At 48.0% G+C, this 15,688-nt stretch carries 15 protein-coding genes and 1 riboswitch; of the genes, 12 read left to right on the top strand and 3 right to left on the bottom strand.

Annotated elements, in window-relative coordinates:
• Positions 1 to 29: 29 nt before the first annotated feature.
• A riboswitch (TPP riboswitch) is annotated at positions 30 to 134 on the bottom strand.
• Positions 135 to 316: 182 nt separating this feature from the next.
• A complete protein-coding gene (locus tag AY633_RS00595) occupies positions 317 to 529 on the top strand; it encodes a hypothetical protein (RefSeq protein WP_068485608.1) in 213 nt (70 codons plus the stop codon).
• Between the two features lie 48 nt (positions 530 to 577).
• Here AY633_RS00595 and AY633_RS00590 read toward each other — a convergent pair whose 3' ends face one another.
• Complete coding sequence (locus AY633_RS00590; protein WP_068485606.1) at positions 578 to 2,038, bottom strand: protein adenylyltransferase SelO; 1,461 nt, start codon at positions 2,036 to 2,038, stop codon at positions 578 to 580.
• 479 nt (positions 2,039 to 2,517) lie between these two features.
• Here AY633_RS00590 and AY633_RS00585 point away from each other — a divergent pair, with 479 nt between their 5' ends.
• The 7 genes from AY633_RS00585 (at position 2,518) to AY633_RS16515 (ending at position 10,418) form a co-directional block, all read left to right on the top strand.
• On the top strand, positions 2,518 to 3,318 hold the full coding sequence (locus tag AY633_RS00585; protein WP_068485604.1) for a hypothetical protein: 801 nt from the start codon (positions 2,518 to 2,520) through the stop codon (positions 3,316 to 3,318).
• A gap of 176 nt (positions 3,319 to 3,494) precedes the next feature.
• Entirely contained in the window at positions 3,495 to 4,670 is a 1,176-nt protein-coding gene (locus AY633_RS00580; protein WP_068485601.1) for a M20 metallopeptidase family protein, read from the top strand.
• An 11-nt stretch (positions 4,671 to 4,681) separates the two neighbouring features.
• On the top strand, positions 4,682 to 6,010 hold the full coding sequence (locus AY633_RS00575; protein ID WP_082799152.1) for an amidohydrolase: 1,329 nt from the start codon (positions 4,682 to 4,684) through the stop codon (positions 6,008 to 6,010).
• A complete protein-coding gene (locus tag AY633_RS00570; protein WP_068485600.1) occupies positions 5,991 to 7,238 on the top strand; it encodes a M20 family metallo-hydrolase in 1,248 nt (415 codons plus the stop codon). Before AY633_RS00575 ends, AY633_RS00570 begins: the two co-directional genes overlap by 20 nt.
• Positions 7,222 to 8,535 (top strand): helix-turn-helix domain-containing protein, encoded by a 1,314-nt coding sequence (locus AY633_RS00565; RefSeq protein ID WP_068485598.1) that lies wholly within the window; start codon positions 7,222 to 7,224, stop codon positions 8,533 to 8,535. Before AY633_RS00570 ends, AY633_RS00565 begins: the two co-directional genes overlap by 17 nt.
• 21 nt (positions 8,536 to 8,556) lie before the next feature.
• The gene (locus AY633_RS00560) at positions 8,557 to 10,071 is read left to right on the top strand and encodes an AbgT family transporter (RefSeq protein WP_068485596.1); all 1,515 of its coding nucleotides are present in this window, start codon (positions 8,557 to 8,559) and stop codon (positions 10,069 to 10,071) included.
• 185 nt (positions 10,072 to 10,256) lie between these two features.
• Positions 10,257 to 10,418 carry a hypothetical protein gene (locus tag AY633_RS16515; RefSeq protein WP_171900892.1) on the top strand — a complete coding sequence of 54 codons (162 nt, stop codon included), beginning with the start codon at positions 10,257 to 10,259 and terminating at the stop codon, positions 10,416 to 10,418.
• Positions 10,419 to 10,514: 96 nt separating this feature from the next.
• Here AY633_RS16515 and AY633_RS00555 read toward each other — a convergent pair whose 3' ends face one another.
• A complete protein-coding gene (locus AY633_RS00555; RefSeq protein ID WP_068462427.1) occupies positions 10,515 to 10,712 on the bottom strand; it encodes a hypothetical protein in 198 nt (65 codons plus the stop codon).
• A 509-nt stretch (positions 10,713 to 11,221) separates the two neighbouring features.
• Between AY633_RS00555 and AY633_RS00550 the strand changes: the two genes are divergently transcribed.
• From AY633_RS00550 to AY633_RS00535, 4 genes are all read left to right on the top strand, one after another.
• Complete coding sequence (locus AY633_RS00550; RefSeq protein ID WP_068485593.1) at positions 11,222 to 11,701, top strand: DUF2243 domain-containing protein; 480 nt, start codon at positions 11,222 to 11,224, stop codon at positions 11,699 to 11,701.
• 31 nt (positions 11,702 to 11,732) lie between these two features.
• Complete coding sequence (locus tag AY633_RS00545; RefSeq protein WP_260804391.1) at positions 11,733 to 12,488, top strand: cytochrome c oxidase assembly protein; 756 nt, start codon at positions 11,733 to 11,735, stop codon at positions 12,486 to 12,488.
• Between the two features lie 122 nt (positions 12,489 to 12,610).
• Positions 12,611 to 13,501 (top strand): HNH endonuclease, encoded by an 891-nt coding sequence (locus AY633_RS00540; RefSeq protein WP_068485589.1) that lies wholly within the window; start codon positions 12,611 to 12,613, stop codon positions 13,499 to 13,501.
• A gap of 314 nt (positions 13,502 to 13,815) precedes the next feature.
• Positions 13,816 to 14,799 carry a LacI family DNA-binding transcriptional regulator gene (locus AY633_RS00535; protein WP_068485587.1) on the top strand — a complete coding sequence of 328 codons (984 nt, stop codon included), beginning with the start codon at positions 13,816 to 13,818 and terminating at the stop codon, positions 14,797 to 14,799.
• A 46-nt stretch (positions 14,800 to 14,845) separates the two neighbouring features.
• On the opposite strand, the gene AY633_RS00530 is transcribed toward AY633_RS00535, so the two are convergent.
• A complete protein-coding gene (locus AY633_RS00530) occupies positions 14,846 to 15,577 on the bottom strand; it encodes a YqcI/YcgG family protein (RefSeq protein ID WP_068485585.1) in 732 nt (243 codons plus the stop codon).
• Positions 15,578 to 15,688: the final 111 nt, after the last annotated feature.

The following is a 15,688-nucleotide window of genomic DNA, read 5'->3' as shown; positions in this document are numbered from 1 at the left end:
AGCCACTATTCCATATTTCAAAGTCATGTTGGAAAGTCACCGCACTTCCTCACGCAGGTACTAACCTGATCGAGTTATAAGGGATCGGAGCAAAAGCTCTCATCTCAGCAAAATATGCACCCCCAGTGCAGAAAAACGGTATGCGGTTTTTGGTGTCGGGTTTTCCCGATGGCTAAAGTGTACGGCAAACCTCTTACCAAGTAAAGCGAATGTGAAAAATTCACCACAAACGAGAAAATCGCAATGGATGTGAATACGCGGTAAAAAATCGGGTAAACCTATAACAGATAAGCATTTGAGGAGGAATCCAATTATTATGGAACCAACAAAAAAATTTCGAGTCGTCTATCATTTCGGTGCAGGCGTCGAAGCAATTAGCACAGTCGAAGCCGACACCCCAAAACAAGCGGTTAGCGGATTGGATGCGGATGATTTCCGTGAATTTATCGGCGACCATAACACCTATTACCAATTCAAAATGAGCGAAGTCAAAATGGTTAGCGTCACTGAAGTGACAGAGGACCAGTAAGCGAACCGAGAAAATCCCCTGCCTATTCGGCAGGGGATTTTTCCATTTTCATGTGCCGCAATAAGTTTGGTATGGCGGTGTTGAAGGTGGCGGCGGTGCAGCAAAGGGCAGTTGCTCGTCTGAATGAGCATAGGGATCTCGAAGGATATCCAATAACTTCTCCATCACTTTGTAATCGCCTTGCGCAGCAGCTTCGAGAGCAGCTTCCACTCGGTGATTGCGCGGGATGACAGCTGGGTTTTTGCTCTTCATGAGTTCCAGAATTTCTTGTTTTGAACGCCCCTCTAGCTGTTGGCGGGCTGTCCAGCGATTGTGCCATTCTTTAAAAGCCGGGTCGTTTGCCAATGCTGGCTCTTCAACGGCTTCGAAGGTCAAGGCTCGGAAAGTATTGGTAAAGTCTGCTCGCTTGTGCTGCATTAATTCGAGCAAGGTGTCGATCAGGTGTTCATCTTCTGGTGTTTCCGTAAACAAGCCGAGTTTTTCTCGCATGCCCGTTAGGTACAATTGCTTTTGCAAGCTTACGTATTCTTCGAGCGCATCTTGCATGGAAGACAAAGCTTGTTGTTGTGGAATGTCATCCAAAAGTGGGAATAAGGATTCCGCAAAGCGCGCCAAATTCCATCCTCCAACAAGTGGCTGGTTGCGATAGCTATAGCGTCCGCCGGCATCGATCGAGCTGAACACCGCCGATTCATCGTAGTGGTCGAGAAAAGCGCACGGCCCGTAGTCGATCGTTTCTCCGCTGATCGCCATATTGTCTGTATTCATGACGCCGTGGACAAAACCGGCAAGCTGCCATTTCGCGATAAGGGAAGCTTGCCGCTGTGCTGTCTGGCGGAATAGTTCGATATAGCGATTTGACCCTGTAATATCCGAAAAATGGCGTTCAATGGTGTAATCCGCTAACGCCTTCAGGTCTTCCGTCGAGCGATATTTTGCAGCAAATTGAAAAGTGCCGACACGAATATGGCTAGAAGCTACTCGTGTCAGGATGGCACCAGGCTCTGCAGAGTAGCGCTGGATTTTCTCGCCTGTAGTGGCTACAGCGAGACTGCGGCTCGATGGAATGCCGAGTGCATGCATGCTTTCGCTAATAAGGTGTTCTCTCAACATAGGACCGAGTGCTGCCCGGCCATCTCCGCTTCTGGAAAAAGGAGTCCTCCCAGCACCTTTCAATTGAATATCAAACAGTTCACCAGTTGGCGTTTTTTGTTCGCCGATTAAAATCGCGCGACCGTCACCAAGCATCGTGAATTGGCCGAATTGATGGCCGGCATATGCTTGGGCAAGCGGGAAACTACCTTCGGGAAATCGATTGCCGGCAAAAACATCAAGCGCAAAGGGGCCATCTAGCTGTTCTGGATCTAAGCCGAGAGCTGAAGCTAAGGGTTTATTGACAAAGATTAATTTGGGAGTTGCGACTGTATTGGCTTGCATCGGTGCATATAAAGTTTTCGGCAGGCTTGCATAACTATTCTGCAAGTTCCAGCCAGTCCTTGTATCATTCATGGGAGCGCCTCCTACTATCAATTTTTGTGCCCATTGTTTCTGTTATTATAGCCACAATAAAAACCATGAAACAACCTTAGCGGGTTTTCAGGAAGAAATAAAAAAGGGCTCATCCTTTGATTAGATGAGCGGAAATTGTTAATGATGGATTTGTCTTTATGCGGACTGTCTTGACCTAAATGGGAGAAAAAGGACTAAAAAACAGAAATAATGTGTCAAAGCAGTGAATTAGGGTGCTGAAAGACTATTAAATTTCATTCTAAGCACATCAAATGGTACAGTTAACTATAACGAAAACACGAGGAAACCATGTGAGGATTTTTCAGACTGGTACTAGGAAAAAGCTCGTGTAGGGTAAAAAGGCGATAAAACCTGGCTTGTGTTTTCGAAAAGGTTTTTCTTACTATAAGGTGGACTAAAAGCAAATGGGAAATTTAAAAACAAGCGAATAATGGACATGAAGAGAAGGAGTTAAACCATTGAAGACTACGGAGCAAGGAATCCGCTATATTGAATTGACTGAAGGAGAGCCGGCAATGGACATTCCGGCAATGGTTAAACGGGCCAAAACAGCGTACAAACCGTTCAATTTCAAAGACAAGATTGAACTTCTCATCTTTTACAATGAACGCAAGGATTTCAGCCATACGATTTTTACCGAATACGGCATCATGGACGATGAATTTGATGGAAAGAAAGCGGTCCATCATCCATTTGGCGTCAAAAGCATTATCGGCATCGAACTTTCCGGAGAAGAAACGATTCCGTTGATTGCCTTCGTTATTGGCCGGACGATCGAACATTTTAAGCAAAACATGGACATAAGACACCATGAAGAATGGAGAGAGTTGGATAAAAGCGATAGTTACCAATGCTGGCAAACGTATTTCTGCCAGGTCCATAGTTCGGTCATTCGCTATAGGCTGGAAGGTTCGGCAGATTTGTTTTTGAAAAGTTTGCCTTTTGTTCTAGCGAAAAAGGAAGAAAGTTTCTCGCCCTCGCATATCACAGCGACATTTCGTCATATAATCCATTCCTTAAGCGAACTGTATGCCCTGCGGCAAGCGAACGAAACGGAACAGGCCAATGACCATATGAAAACGATCAGCGAGCTCACCGATCCGTCATTTATCGAAATTTATGACAAACTCTATACTGAACTGGCAGAATATCTGGAAACGCTTGGCGTCAAATACAATGAGGTGCACGACTTTTCGATTTTCTCTACCATCGAACAGAGAAAAAATCAGCTAGTGGCACTATACGAAACATCCACATAACAATAATAAAACGGCATTAAAAGAAGCCTCCGCAATAGTGGGGGCTTCTTTTTTATTGTACGGATATTCAGAAAAATCAAAAAGGGGCTAGTAAGTTGATGGCAATATACGGTACACTCTCTATTAACGGAATGATTAAGGTTTATTTCCTTAAATACAAAAAGCAGGTGACGGTTATGAAACTACAAGCACAACAATTATTTGAAGACATTCGCGCAATTCGTCGAGATCTACATGAACATCCCGAATTGAGCGGCGAAGAAACGGAAACCTCGAAAAAAATACAAGCAAAACTCGACGAATACGGCATCCACTATTTCACTGGATATGCAAAGACGGGCATCTTGGCTGTCATTGAAGGGGCAAGGCCTGGGAAAACAGTCGGCTTGCGTGCCGATATCGACGCTTTGCCAATTACGGAAAAGGCGGATGTTCCGTTCAAGTCCAAAGTTGATGGGAAAATGCATGCCTGTGGACACGATGCACATACCGCCATGTTGCTGGGGGTTGGAAAATTACTGCAAGAGCAAAAAGCGGAGATAGCCGGTACAGTCTTACTTATCTTTCAGCCTGCAGAAGAAAATGCGCCGACTGGCGGGGCAGAACAAATGATGGCAGACGGCATTTTTGACCGTTTCAAACCGGATGTATTGCTTGCGCAGCATGTGTGGCCAGGGCTTCCTGCTGGGCAAGTCGGTGTGATTAACGGGCCAATCATGGGGAACTCGGATCGTTTTCAAGTAACAATTCACGGTGCCGGTGGCCATGCCTCGATGCCGCATCAAACGGTGGATGCCATTGTTATCGCCAATCAAGTAATCTCAGCGATTCAGACCATTGTCAGCCGAAACGCCAACCCGATGGATTCTGGCGTCATTACGATCGGCAAGATCTCCGGTGGCTACCGTTACAATGTGGTGGCAGATAGTGTTGTACTTGAAGGCACAATTCGTTCGCTGTCAGATGACACGAAAAAATTATTAAAAAAACGTTTCCACGAAATTGTTATAGGCTCAGCTGAAATGATGGGCGGCACGTGTGAAATCAACTATTCGGACGGCTATCCGGCGACCGTTAACACGCAACGCTGGGCGGAAGTAGTCCGCGCCTCCGCAAAGAAACAATTGGGCGAAGCTGCTGTGCCCGAAGTGATCGGCAGCATGGCAGGTGAAGATTTCGGGCGCTTCCTGAAAAAATACGAAGGCGTCTATTACTGGCTTGGAACATCAGTTGGAGACGAGCAAAAACCACTTCACGATCCCGGTTTCATGATCAATGAACAGGCCTTATCAGTCGGCACTGGCTTGATGGCACAAGCAGCGCTTGATGTGCTCGCGGAATTGAATGAATAGGAGGAATCGACGTGGCAGATGCTATTGACCGATTCATGGAAGAAATCGAACCGTATCTTATCGAACAAAGGCGCAAGCGGCATCGCTATCCTGAAATCGGATTTGCGGAATATGTGACAACTTATGAGTTAAGCGTTCAATTAACCGGAACGGAATTGGCACTCTATTTCGGCACCGACCTATTAAAAAGCGATGAACGCATGGGCGTGCCGGACGACCAGTTTTTAGAACAGCAAGAACGGCGCGCGCTCGATTACGGAGTGCCGGGCGAGTTCATGCAGCGGATGAAAGGCGGCCATACTGGACTAGCCGCAGTGTTGGACACCGGCAGGCCAGGGCCAAATTTCGCCTATCGCTTCGATATCGATGCCTTGCCGATTGATGAAGACGCCACATCACAGCATGTGCCAGCCGAGCTCGCATTCCGCTCGCAAGTTCCCGGCATGATGCACGCTTGCGGCCATGACGGTCATGCCGCGATCGGGCTTGGACTGGCTAGATACTTAGCGAGTGAGAAAGACAATCTGCGAGGCACCTATACCATTTTGTTCCAACCAGCTGAAGAAGGCGGCAGGGGAGCGAAGGCCATAGTCGAAAAAGGCTGGCTGAATCATACTGACTATTTCCTGAGTGGCCACGTCGGCATCCACGATTTGCCCAGTGGAACAGTCGCTGCTGCGACATCACAGTTTTTAGCAAGTTCCAAACTCAATGCGACATTTACCGGCAAGTCCGCGCATTCCGGACTAGAGCCGAATGCCGGGCGCAATGCCTTGCTCGCCGGGGCATCGGCAGCTTTGCACTTGCACGGCATCGCGCGCCATAAAGACGGGGCAACACGCGTCAATGTCGGGACTTTTCAAGCCGGGACAGGGCGCAATATCATCGCCGATCAAGCTTTGATGGAGATCGAAACGCGCGGCGAGACCAATGCGTTGAATGAATACATGCAAGAAAATGCGTGGCGCATTCTAAAAGCGAGCGCGGCGATGTACGGGGTCGAGCTGGAAATTGAACGCATGGGCCAAGCAATCTCAGCGGTTGCAGACCTTGACCTTGCAAAAAATGTGGAGCGGGCTTGTGCTTCGTCGAAACGGGTGAACACCGTGCCGCATTTGCCGATTGGCGCTTCAGAAGATGTGACGTATATGATGGAGCGCGTCCGAAAACGCGGCGGCCAAGCGACCTTCATGATTTTTGCCAGTCCTATGCCAGCAGGTCATCACCATCCGCGTTTTGATTTTGAGGAACAAGCATTGTCGGCAGGATTGGAAACTTTAATCCGAACGACCCAACATTTGCTGAAGGAGGACGGGAAACATGAGAGAGTGGCTGATTGAACAATTGCTGAGGATGAATTTGAGTGATTCACTGGTCCGAGAGCAAGGTTTTACACGGGAAGGTTATACGGCGGAAGAAACCGAAGCGATCGAAGTTTTTAAGGCAATTGCTGAAGAACTGGGCCTTGCGGTTACGGAAGATGCTGCAGGAAATGCCCTTGCACGCTGGGAGGTAGTGGGCGGCGGCGCAGCGGTTGCGACAGGGTCGCATCTTGATACGGTGCCAAATGGCGGGGCATTTGACGGCGGGGCCGGTGTCGTCTGCGGACTTGGAGCTATCAAAATGCTAAAAGAAGCTGATTTCGAACCGCAAAGCCCGATTGAAGTCATTTGTTTCCGTTCGGAAGAATCGTCACGGTTTGGCGTCTCAACGATTGGCAGTAAAGCAATGAGTGGATTGTTGGACCTATCCATCGGCGAACTTAAAGACCAACATGGCATAACGCTCGCTCAAGCCGTCGAAAGCCAGGGCTTCGTATGGCAGGATTTGTTGAACGCCAAGCGGTCGAAAGAACAGTTGAATTGTTTTGTGGAATTGCATATCGAACAAGGGATGCATATCCTCAACCATCAAAAAGATTACGGAGTCGTCAAAGGAGTGGCCTGTCCGGTTCGTTTGGCGGTTACGTTCAACGGTAAAGCCGGCCATACCGGAACGACGCCGATGGATCATCGACAAGATGCATTAGCCGCAGCCGCGCCGTTTATTTCATTCGTTCAAGAGACGGCCTTGCAGATGAACGATGCGTATGGGAAAGCCCTAGTTGCGACGGTATCGACGTTAACGGCTTCGCCAAACTCGATGAACGTCATTCCGCAAACCGTCACAGCTGGAGTCGATATCCGCAGTGTGGACGATGGGCTTAAACGGAAGATGACAGACGCGATACATATGGAAGCAAAGCGCATCGAAGAAACAACTGGAGTGACAATTGATATCGAAGTGCTGGTCGATAATCCCTCTGTCTTGCTCGATGATGGAGTCGCAAGGCGACTGGCTGATGCCGGTGTCAGCGAAGCTTACACGGCCCACCGGATGGACAGTGGTGCAGGGCATGACGTTATGAATATGGCACAAAGTTGGCCGAGTGGTTTGCTGTTCATCCCTTGTAAAGACGGCTTGAGCCACCACCCCGATGAATACGCCAGCGCAGAAGATTTGAAGATGGGCGTCGAATTACTGGCCCGTTTTTTGATGGAGGCGACTTCAAATGACGGAAATCGTTAAAGTCGGATTAGTTGGGCCAAAGGATTCGGTCAATGAAACGATGAAAGCGGCTGCCGCTTTAGAAGGCATCGAGCTCATCCCGTTCATTTATAAGCATACTGAAGAAACGAAAAACATCATCAATCAACATTCTGAGCGCATCGGACATTGGTTGTTTTCAGGGCCTGCCCCTTATCATTTTGCCTTGAAAGAACAATTGATCGACGCAAATCACGGGGATTATATTTTGTTGCATGGGTCAAGCCTGCTCGGAACGATGCTCGATGCCTTTATGCAAGAAGGTGCTGTCTTATCAAGTATCAGCGTCGATTCTGTGGCACGCCAGGAAGTCTTGAAAATGCTCAAAGATTTCGATTTGGAAAAAATGGGAATCTATACAGCCCCAGAACTCGGTTATATTCCTTCTGAAGAATTAATCAACTATCACGAAAACTTGTACCGGTCCGGGCACATACAAGCAGCGCTCACCTGCGTCCACGCTGTCTATAAAGGCTTAAAGGAACGGGGCGTGCCGGTGTACCGGATCAGCGTATCGGAGCTGGCGGCACATCGTGCGATTTCAGTCATTAAGGAAAGAAGCTTATCCGATATGTACCGCATGAAACAATTGGCGATGATTGGGGTCGAAATCATTTATCCAAGCCTGTCCCAGCAGCGCAAGACACCGTTCAAGATTGAACGGCAGGAATTGGCAGTGAACCGTGTTCTGATTGACTTTGCTGAAGAAGTGAAAGGCTCGAAAGTGGGCATGGGCAATGGCATTTATTTCATCTACACGACTCGTGGTGAACTGGAATTATACAATAAATCCCACCACTTGGAAGAAGTAAAGGAAGAAATCTTTACCAACAGCAAATTCCAAGTCCGCATTGGCATCGGCTATGGACGGACCGTCACGGAATCTGAGCAGAACGTCCGGCTGGCACTGGACTATGCCCGAGAAAAAGAGAACGGCGTAGTCATCAATATTGACGAAGGCGGAACCGTCACGGAAATTAACTCATCTGGCGAGCGCTTGCGTTATAGCCGCCGCAGTTCCGAATCGAAATGGCAAGAAGCATTAAAAGGCGCAGCGATCAGCCAAACCGTCATCGCCCGCATTGAATCATTGTCTCGCTATTACGCCAAAGACGAACTCACCGCCTTGGAATTATCGCAGTGGATGAATAGCACTGAACGCAATGCGCGCAGAATTCTTACTGAGCTCGAGGGCATTGGGCTTGCGGAAGTGGCGGGAGAAGAATCAGGGCGTCGCGGACGTCCACGGAAATTGTATCGCTTATTGTTTGAGGCTTAAAACGAAAAGGGAGGAATGGGAATGACAACACCGACTGAACAACAAGACAAAAAAGGATTTTTGAATTTTATTGAAAAGTGGGGCAACCGCTTGCCTGATCCATTCTTCATTTTTGTATACTTAGCCGTGTTTGTCGTCTTGCTGTCATGGCTAGTGAGTTCACTCGGAACGACGGTCGTCCATCCAGGAACAGGTGAGGAGTTGGCGATTCAAAGTCTTGTCTCGGGAGAAGGGATCCGCTATATCCTAGCCGAGACCATCAATAACTTCACCGGCTTTGCGCCGCTCGGCCTCGTACTCGTTATGATGCTTGGTATTGGATTGGCAGAGCGCGTCGGATTGATGGAAACCGCCATTAAAAAATCCATCCTGAATGCACCGAAATCTTTAGTTACTTACGCCGTTATTTTTACGGGGATCATGGGGAACTTAGCTTCAGATGCTGCCTTTATCCTCGTACCGCCACTAGCTGCCATGGTCTTCGCCTCAGTCGGCAGACACCCGCTTGCAGGGCTTGCGGCAGGATTTGCTGGGACGGGAGCCGGCTTCACGGCCAACATCCTGATTACCGGAACGGACGCGCTACTGTCCGGGATTTCGACCGAAGCCGCCAAAGCCATCGATGATACGATGGTCGTCACCCCAGTCGATAACTGGTATTTCATGAGTGCATCTGTCATTATCATGGCGATCGTTGGGGCACTCATAACAGAGAAATTGATCGAGCCGCGTCTCGGTACATATACCGGCAAAAACACGAAATCGTTTGAGCCGGTAACCAAGCAGGAAAATAAGGGCTTGCGAAACGCTTTATTAGCTGCAGCTGTCTATATTGGCTTGATTGCTTTGCTGTTGTTTTTCCCAGGTTCTCCTGTCAGAAATGAAGGCGGTGGCATCATTCCGTCTCCCTTCCTGTCTGGAATTGTGCCAATTATCTTATTTTTCTTCATTACAGTAGCGGTTGCTTACGGCATCACCGTGAAGAAAATCACGGAATCAAAAGATATCCCTGCCTATATGGGCGATGCCATCAAAGACATGTCCGGCTATATCGTTTTGATCTTTGCCGCTGCCCAGTTTATCAATTATTTCAACTGGAGCAACTTAGGGATTTGGCTCGCCGTCAATAGTGCGGAATTTTTGACGAGCATCAATATGACAGGCTTGCCGATCATGGTCGGCTTCAGCGTCCTTGCAGCCCTTTTGAATCTCTTGATTTTCAGTGGGTCGGCTCAATGGGCATTGATGGCGCCGATTTTCATCCCGATGTTCATGCTATTGGATTACCATCCAGCGTTCGTTCAATTGGCGTTCCGCATTGCGGATTCATCGACGAACATCATCACGCCGCTCAATCCGTATATTCTTATTGTGCTCGCTTTCATGCGTGAATACGATAAAAAGGCGGGGCTCGGTACCTTGATTTCCTTGATGCTGCCATACAGCCTCATATTCTTTGGCGTCTGGCTCGTCATGCTGATCGTCTTTGCCTTGACCGGCATTCCGGTTGGCCCTGGCATTAGCTTGCGCATGTAATCGAAAAAACCGCCTCTTGAAGGCGGTTTTTTTGCTAGTACAGACGGCTGAACCGATCTTTCGCTCAGTTATCACGCAGTAAATAAAAATCGCTGGTTTGAAAAGTTTTTGCCATTTGTTAATAGTTTGTTCATAGTTGCCCTGTATACTTGTTTAGGAAGTCATCCGAGTGGAGGGTGTGTCGAATGAACCGTCAATCCAATCAATTGAAGCAGTTGAAAAGAATGTTCGATGAATCGTATGAAGCGTGCAGAAAAACCAACAGCGCCATCGTTTCCGAACTAAGAAAACAAGGCGTCAATGCTTCACTATGCAAAAAGCCGGAAATTCTTGAAGCATCCGTGTAAACTTACGACATATGTCGAATTGCCAATCACGAAATTAAAATGACCCCAAAAAAAGCTGTCCCTGCTGCCGATTCGGCAACGGGACAGCTTTTTCAGTTAATAGCTAAGCCCTTTTTCGTAAAGCCACATTTTCAGGCTGCCAAAAGAAGGGAAGGAGATGGATTCGCCGGTTTCAGGATGCTCGGCGCGGACGATGATGTCCACTTCGTTCGGTGTAAAAGACCAGCCTTCTTCCATTAGGGCACGCACCACTTTCACCATCATGCTCGAACCTTTAATTGTTCCCATTTCCATCGCTATCATCTCCTTCAGTAATATCTCCCATTATAACAGGGAAATCATGATGAGTAGTACACATATGCTTTCTGTAGTATTCCTGTAATCATCGTTTTCCAAACCTGTTTCAAAAGAAAGCTGGCAAGCAAGAAAAGGCAGCTGTTCAAAAGCCTATGGCAGTAAGCATTCGGGAAATAAGCTTTGCTCTATTCTCGTTTGATTCGAGCTTAGGATGAGCCGCGGTCAAACGACAGGAATTGGCAATTAATTGGTTGACTTCTGGCGGGAAGTCCCTATAATTCACAATAACAGCAGCATTTATAGAGAAGAGTTTCTGGCCTTCGGCGATCGACGGGCCTAGTTGATGAAGGCCATTCTTCGAAAATGGGCGGGTTCTTTCCTGCAATCGTGCCGAAGTTAGAAGAAACGGAGATCGGATATGGCAACCGCATCGACGCTGAGTCAAGAGTCTGGCCAGAGGCTCTTTTTTCAATGAATCAGCAGAAAAAAGAATGGAGGGGCAGCACATGGCAAGTAATGAACAGGCAGCCGCAGGCGAGTCGACCCACGCACTCAATAAACGGAGTTTGTGGTCCGGCATATTATTCGGCATCGGCTCGATGGCATTTATCGACGAAGTCATTTTTCATCAATTGCTCCAATGGCATCATTTCTATGATTTAGCGACACCGCAAATCGGCATTTTAGCAGATGGCTTGTTGAATTCTTTTGCCTGGTTTGCGGCGGTTGGCGGGCTATTCCTGTTCGCAGATTTGAAACGGCGCCAAGCGGTCCGCATGAAGTATTGGATAGCCTCTATCCTGATCGGTTCCGGGGCCTTCCAGTTATTTGACGGCATCATCGACCATAAGGTGCTCAAGGTTCACCAAGTCCGCTATCATGTCGAGCTCTGGCCTTATGACTTGAGTTGGAATTTGTTTGGCGCTGCCCTGCTCATCGCGGGGATCGCCCTTGCGGAATCGGCCAAGAAAGAGCGGCCTGTATAAAGCGATGCTACATCATCATCTTAGCCCCGCAGTGTTGTGGTTTCCGCTGGCAACGGTTGTAGTGCTCGCTGGGTCCTTGCTATTGTATACGGCGCTTGCCGCCTGGACCAATAGACGCTATAAACAATGGCCTCTGCGCCGGTACTTGTTTTGGTTTAGTGGCGTGGCAGCCGCCGGCATTTCATTGGCAAGCCCTTTAGCGGACGCAGCACATCGAAGTTTTTCCGCCCATATGGCAGGGCATTTGCTGCTCGGCATGCTAGCCCCTTTAATATTGCTATACGGCAAACCATTGACATTATTGATGAGAAGCTTGCCGGTAAAGCCTGCTCGGCATTTGAGTCGACTATTGAATAGCCGGTACATTTTAATCGTCAGCCACCCCGTCATGACCGCGTTGTTGAATTTCGGGGGATTATTTATTCTCTACCGGACGGATTTATTTGTATGGATGCACCAGTCAGTGTGGGTTTATGCATTGGTTCATATTCATGTATTGTTGGCCGGTTATGTATTCACTTGGTCCATTCTATACGCAGACTTGACAGTTCACCGGCATTCTTTCCGTTTGCGCGCTGTCGTCCTCATAATGGCGTTTGCGGCCCATAAAGTGTTGGCGAAAACCCTTTATGCCGCGCCGCCCACTGGAGTTGCGACCAGGGACGGGGAAATGGGGGCATTGATCATGTATTATGGAGGAGATGGCATCGACTTGGCGCTCATCGTCCTTTTTTGCTATAGCTGGTATAAAGCGGCTGCGCCTGGCCGGATCGCACGTGCAGTTTAACAGCCATTCTCTTTTAGGGGATGGTTTTTTCTTGTCCGCCATTCGCTTAGGTTGCCGTGCGCCCGCGCGGAAATGGCGAAATGATGGTAGAATAGAAGAAAGCAATTGTCAGGAGGCACGTAATGAATAGCTACATCGTCATGCAGGGGGAAACCTATAGAGAAGAAAAGCGCCTCGGGATAGTCCGGGCGCCTAAGAAAGATAAATCGGGAGCCACGCCGCATTCATGGGAGCGGGTCAACTCGCTGCAAAAAGGGGACCGCACCTTCCATTATGTCAGGGGCGCGCTCGTTGCGGTTGGCACTATACAAGAAGATGCGCGCGTTCAGTCGGAAGGGACGCCACAAGCTGAATGGCTTGCGCCTTGTGAATACTTGGAGCTGGACACCCCGTTGGAAATTGCGTCGTGCATCAAAGTAGTGGCAGATTATCTGCCACTCAAATATTCCGCTTTCCAGCCAGACGGAAACGGAAACTCAGGTTATGTATTCCCTTGCAATGAATCATTAGCATTGGTATTTTTGGAATTATTATCGTCATCAAAATGGCGCAATATCGAGCAATTGGAATTTGTTTACGATGCCGTGCGTGAGGAAAAATACAATTCCTTGACTGCCTGGATGATGGATTCTGAATACTTGCTGCGGCTTAAATTCAGGGAGTTGAAAAGCCAGTTTAAAGCATTGCAACTGGAGCGCTGGGAGAATAAATGCGCCATTTGCGGCCTTGACAATCTCGCACTGCTGAAAGCGGTATATAGCAAAGCGTGGAAAGACAGCAATGATGCAGAGCGAATCGATCCTGCGAATGGCGTGTTATTATGCGCCAACCATGCGGCGCTTTATGAAAGCGGGCAGATTTCCTTTACCGGAGCCGGCACGCTTAGGATGTCAGCAGAGCTCCAACCATTAGCGGGCCGTTATGGCTTGAAGAAAAACTTGCGCATCGCAGCGGATGAGGCAAACATTCCTTATTTCAGATGGCATAGAAATAATTTCTTTATAGAAGAATAACGACTCAGGCGTGCAGCGATTGCTGTACGCTTTTTTCATTTTTGATAATTCGCCACTAGAATGAATAAAATTTATTCATCGGAGAAGGCTCGCTCTGAGTTGTTGCGGAGCTGGTTTTTAATTGAATAAATTATATTTATTCAAACAAGAATTTATTTATGAATAATTTTATTCATAAATAAATTGGTCAATATCTGTTTCAAAAGGCTTGCCGACTTCTGTGCGGGAATACAATTTCGAATGTCCGGGTGAATATCTCGTTTTGATATGGTATAGTGTATTCAACGAATGAATGAATAGGAAGGATGATGAAAATGGTGTCGACTACAGAAGTGGCAAGGCATGCAGGAGTCTCTCAAACGACAGTGTCACGCGTATTGAACCGGCCTGAGCAAGTTAAGAAGGAAACTTATGACAAAGTGATGCAGGCCCTTGCCGAATTAAATTACGGGAATGCCAGCACGCCTCATGCGGCGCCTGAAGCTTCCAAGCAACTTATATTGCTGTTTTCGAAGGATTGCGCAGCTGATGATTTCTGCCGCATTCGCGAATTTACTGAAACAGCCCAGGCGTCCGGCTACCGGTTGGCGGCCCATGCTTTGACTGGCAGTGAATCGATGGAAGACAGCAAAGCTTTAGTGAGCGGGGCAGTCGGCGTGATTGGAATGGGCAGCCTGGCTGATGAATTCAAGAAGTATTTAAATGAAACTACCGCATTCTTGCAAGCAGAAGAAACAGTCGGCGAAGAGAAACCATTTGATGGCCGCAAAGCAGCATTCCTTGCCACTAGTCATCTTGCTGAGAAAGGCCACGAGCAGATCGCTTGGGTGGGGAGTGATGTGGCGGATAGCGGAGAAAAGCTTCAAGGCTATTACGAAGCGTTGGCACATCATCAATTGAAATTGCGTAAAAAGCGCATCCACTCGACGCAAAATGGGTCTGATTTTGATACCATAGCAAGTGAATTGCGTTCATTCAAAAAACCGACTAGTGCGTTTGTGGTGGCGAGCTATGCAGAGGGACAGCAATTATTCAATTCCTTGGTTAGCGCTGGCTTCAAAGTCCCTAAAGAGATCAGCATCGTGGCATTAGGGGCGGCAGAAGGTGGAGAGAATTCCGGTTTGACTGCCGTCAAGCCGCCATCCATTTCACAGCCATTTGCCCAGCAAGTGGTAAATCGCCTGGTTTCTCAGATTGAAGGAAAAGAACACGAGATCCAGGGCGTCGAGGACGAATTGCAACTCGAAAAAGGCGCTACGGTGAAGAAGTTCAAAGAGCGGCAGAAAAATAAAAGATGAGCAGAAAAAAGCGTCCGCACGGGAAAACCGTGCGGACGCTTTTTAGTTAAAGTTCTTTATGTGAAAACGGGCATTTGCCTTTGACCGGTTCCACATCATCCCCGATGAAAAACTGCTTCCATTCATTGTGTTCCGGATCGCCAAAATGGCTAATGTCCGGGTGAGTCGGCAATTCATCCCATTTCTCCACACGTTCCCGAACTTTCTCGCGCGACATGATGCCGCCTTTTTCAGTACCGGTCAGCCCTTCAAATATTCTTCTCGGCTGGAAACCGAGCACCATCGAATTGCCGAGATGGCGGGTGCGGCGTTGTTTGTAGGCAGGTGCGTTGCCAAAGATGAAAATAGGTTCGCCTTTGAAGTTAAAATCCCATAAATAATGATCGGGGTCCCGTGGCGCTTGTTCTGGCCATTCGGTATCGTCCATGTCGTGAAGATACTGGAGGATCTCCCAGAACTGCTTGCGGTAAGCATCTAGCTGCCCTTCAGATGCGAACGGTTCCACAAACACGAACAGCCCGTGGCGCTTATGCTTTGGGTCTTCAAATAAAGTTAGAAATTCCGCAACGGCTCCGGGCAAGTTTGACCAGTCGTCCTGGCTTATGTATGCATAGCGGAGCTCGCCTTTTAATTCGCCGCTTCTCCCGAAATAACACGGAAAGGTCTTATCGGTCACCGTCTCATGAAAGGTCTTGTATTCGCGCAGCAACCAGTCGGGCAAGTCGGTGCGGTTGGTGAAATCTTCTTTTGTCAATAAAGCAGGAATTGTTGTTTGCATTAAATAGCCTCCCATTTCAAAATCTCATCCTTCAAATTGTTCCCTGAAACGCAACAATTAAAACACCCTCTTCAAATCTTTTGGAAAAAACGACAAAAGCAGGAAATGTAA

Source organism: Planococcus maritimus, from assembly GCF_001592825.1.
Lineage (GTDB): Bacteria > Bacillota > Bacilli > Bacillales_A > Planococcaceae > Planococcus > Planococcus maritimus_C.
The sequence above is the reverse complement of the archived record's forward strand: the minus strand, read 5'-3'. Positions and strand labels throughout refer to the sequence as shown.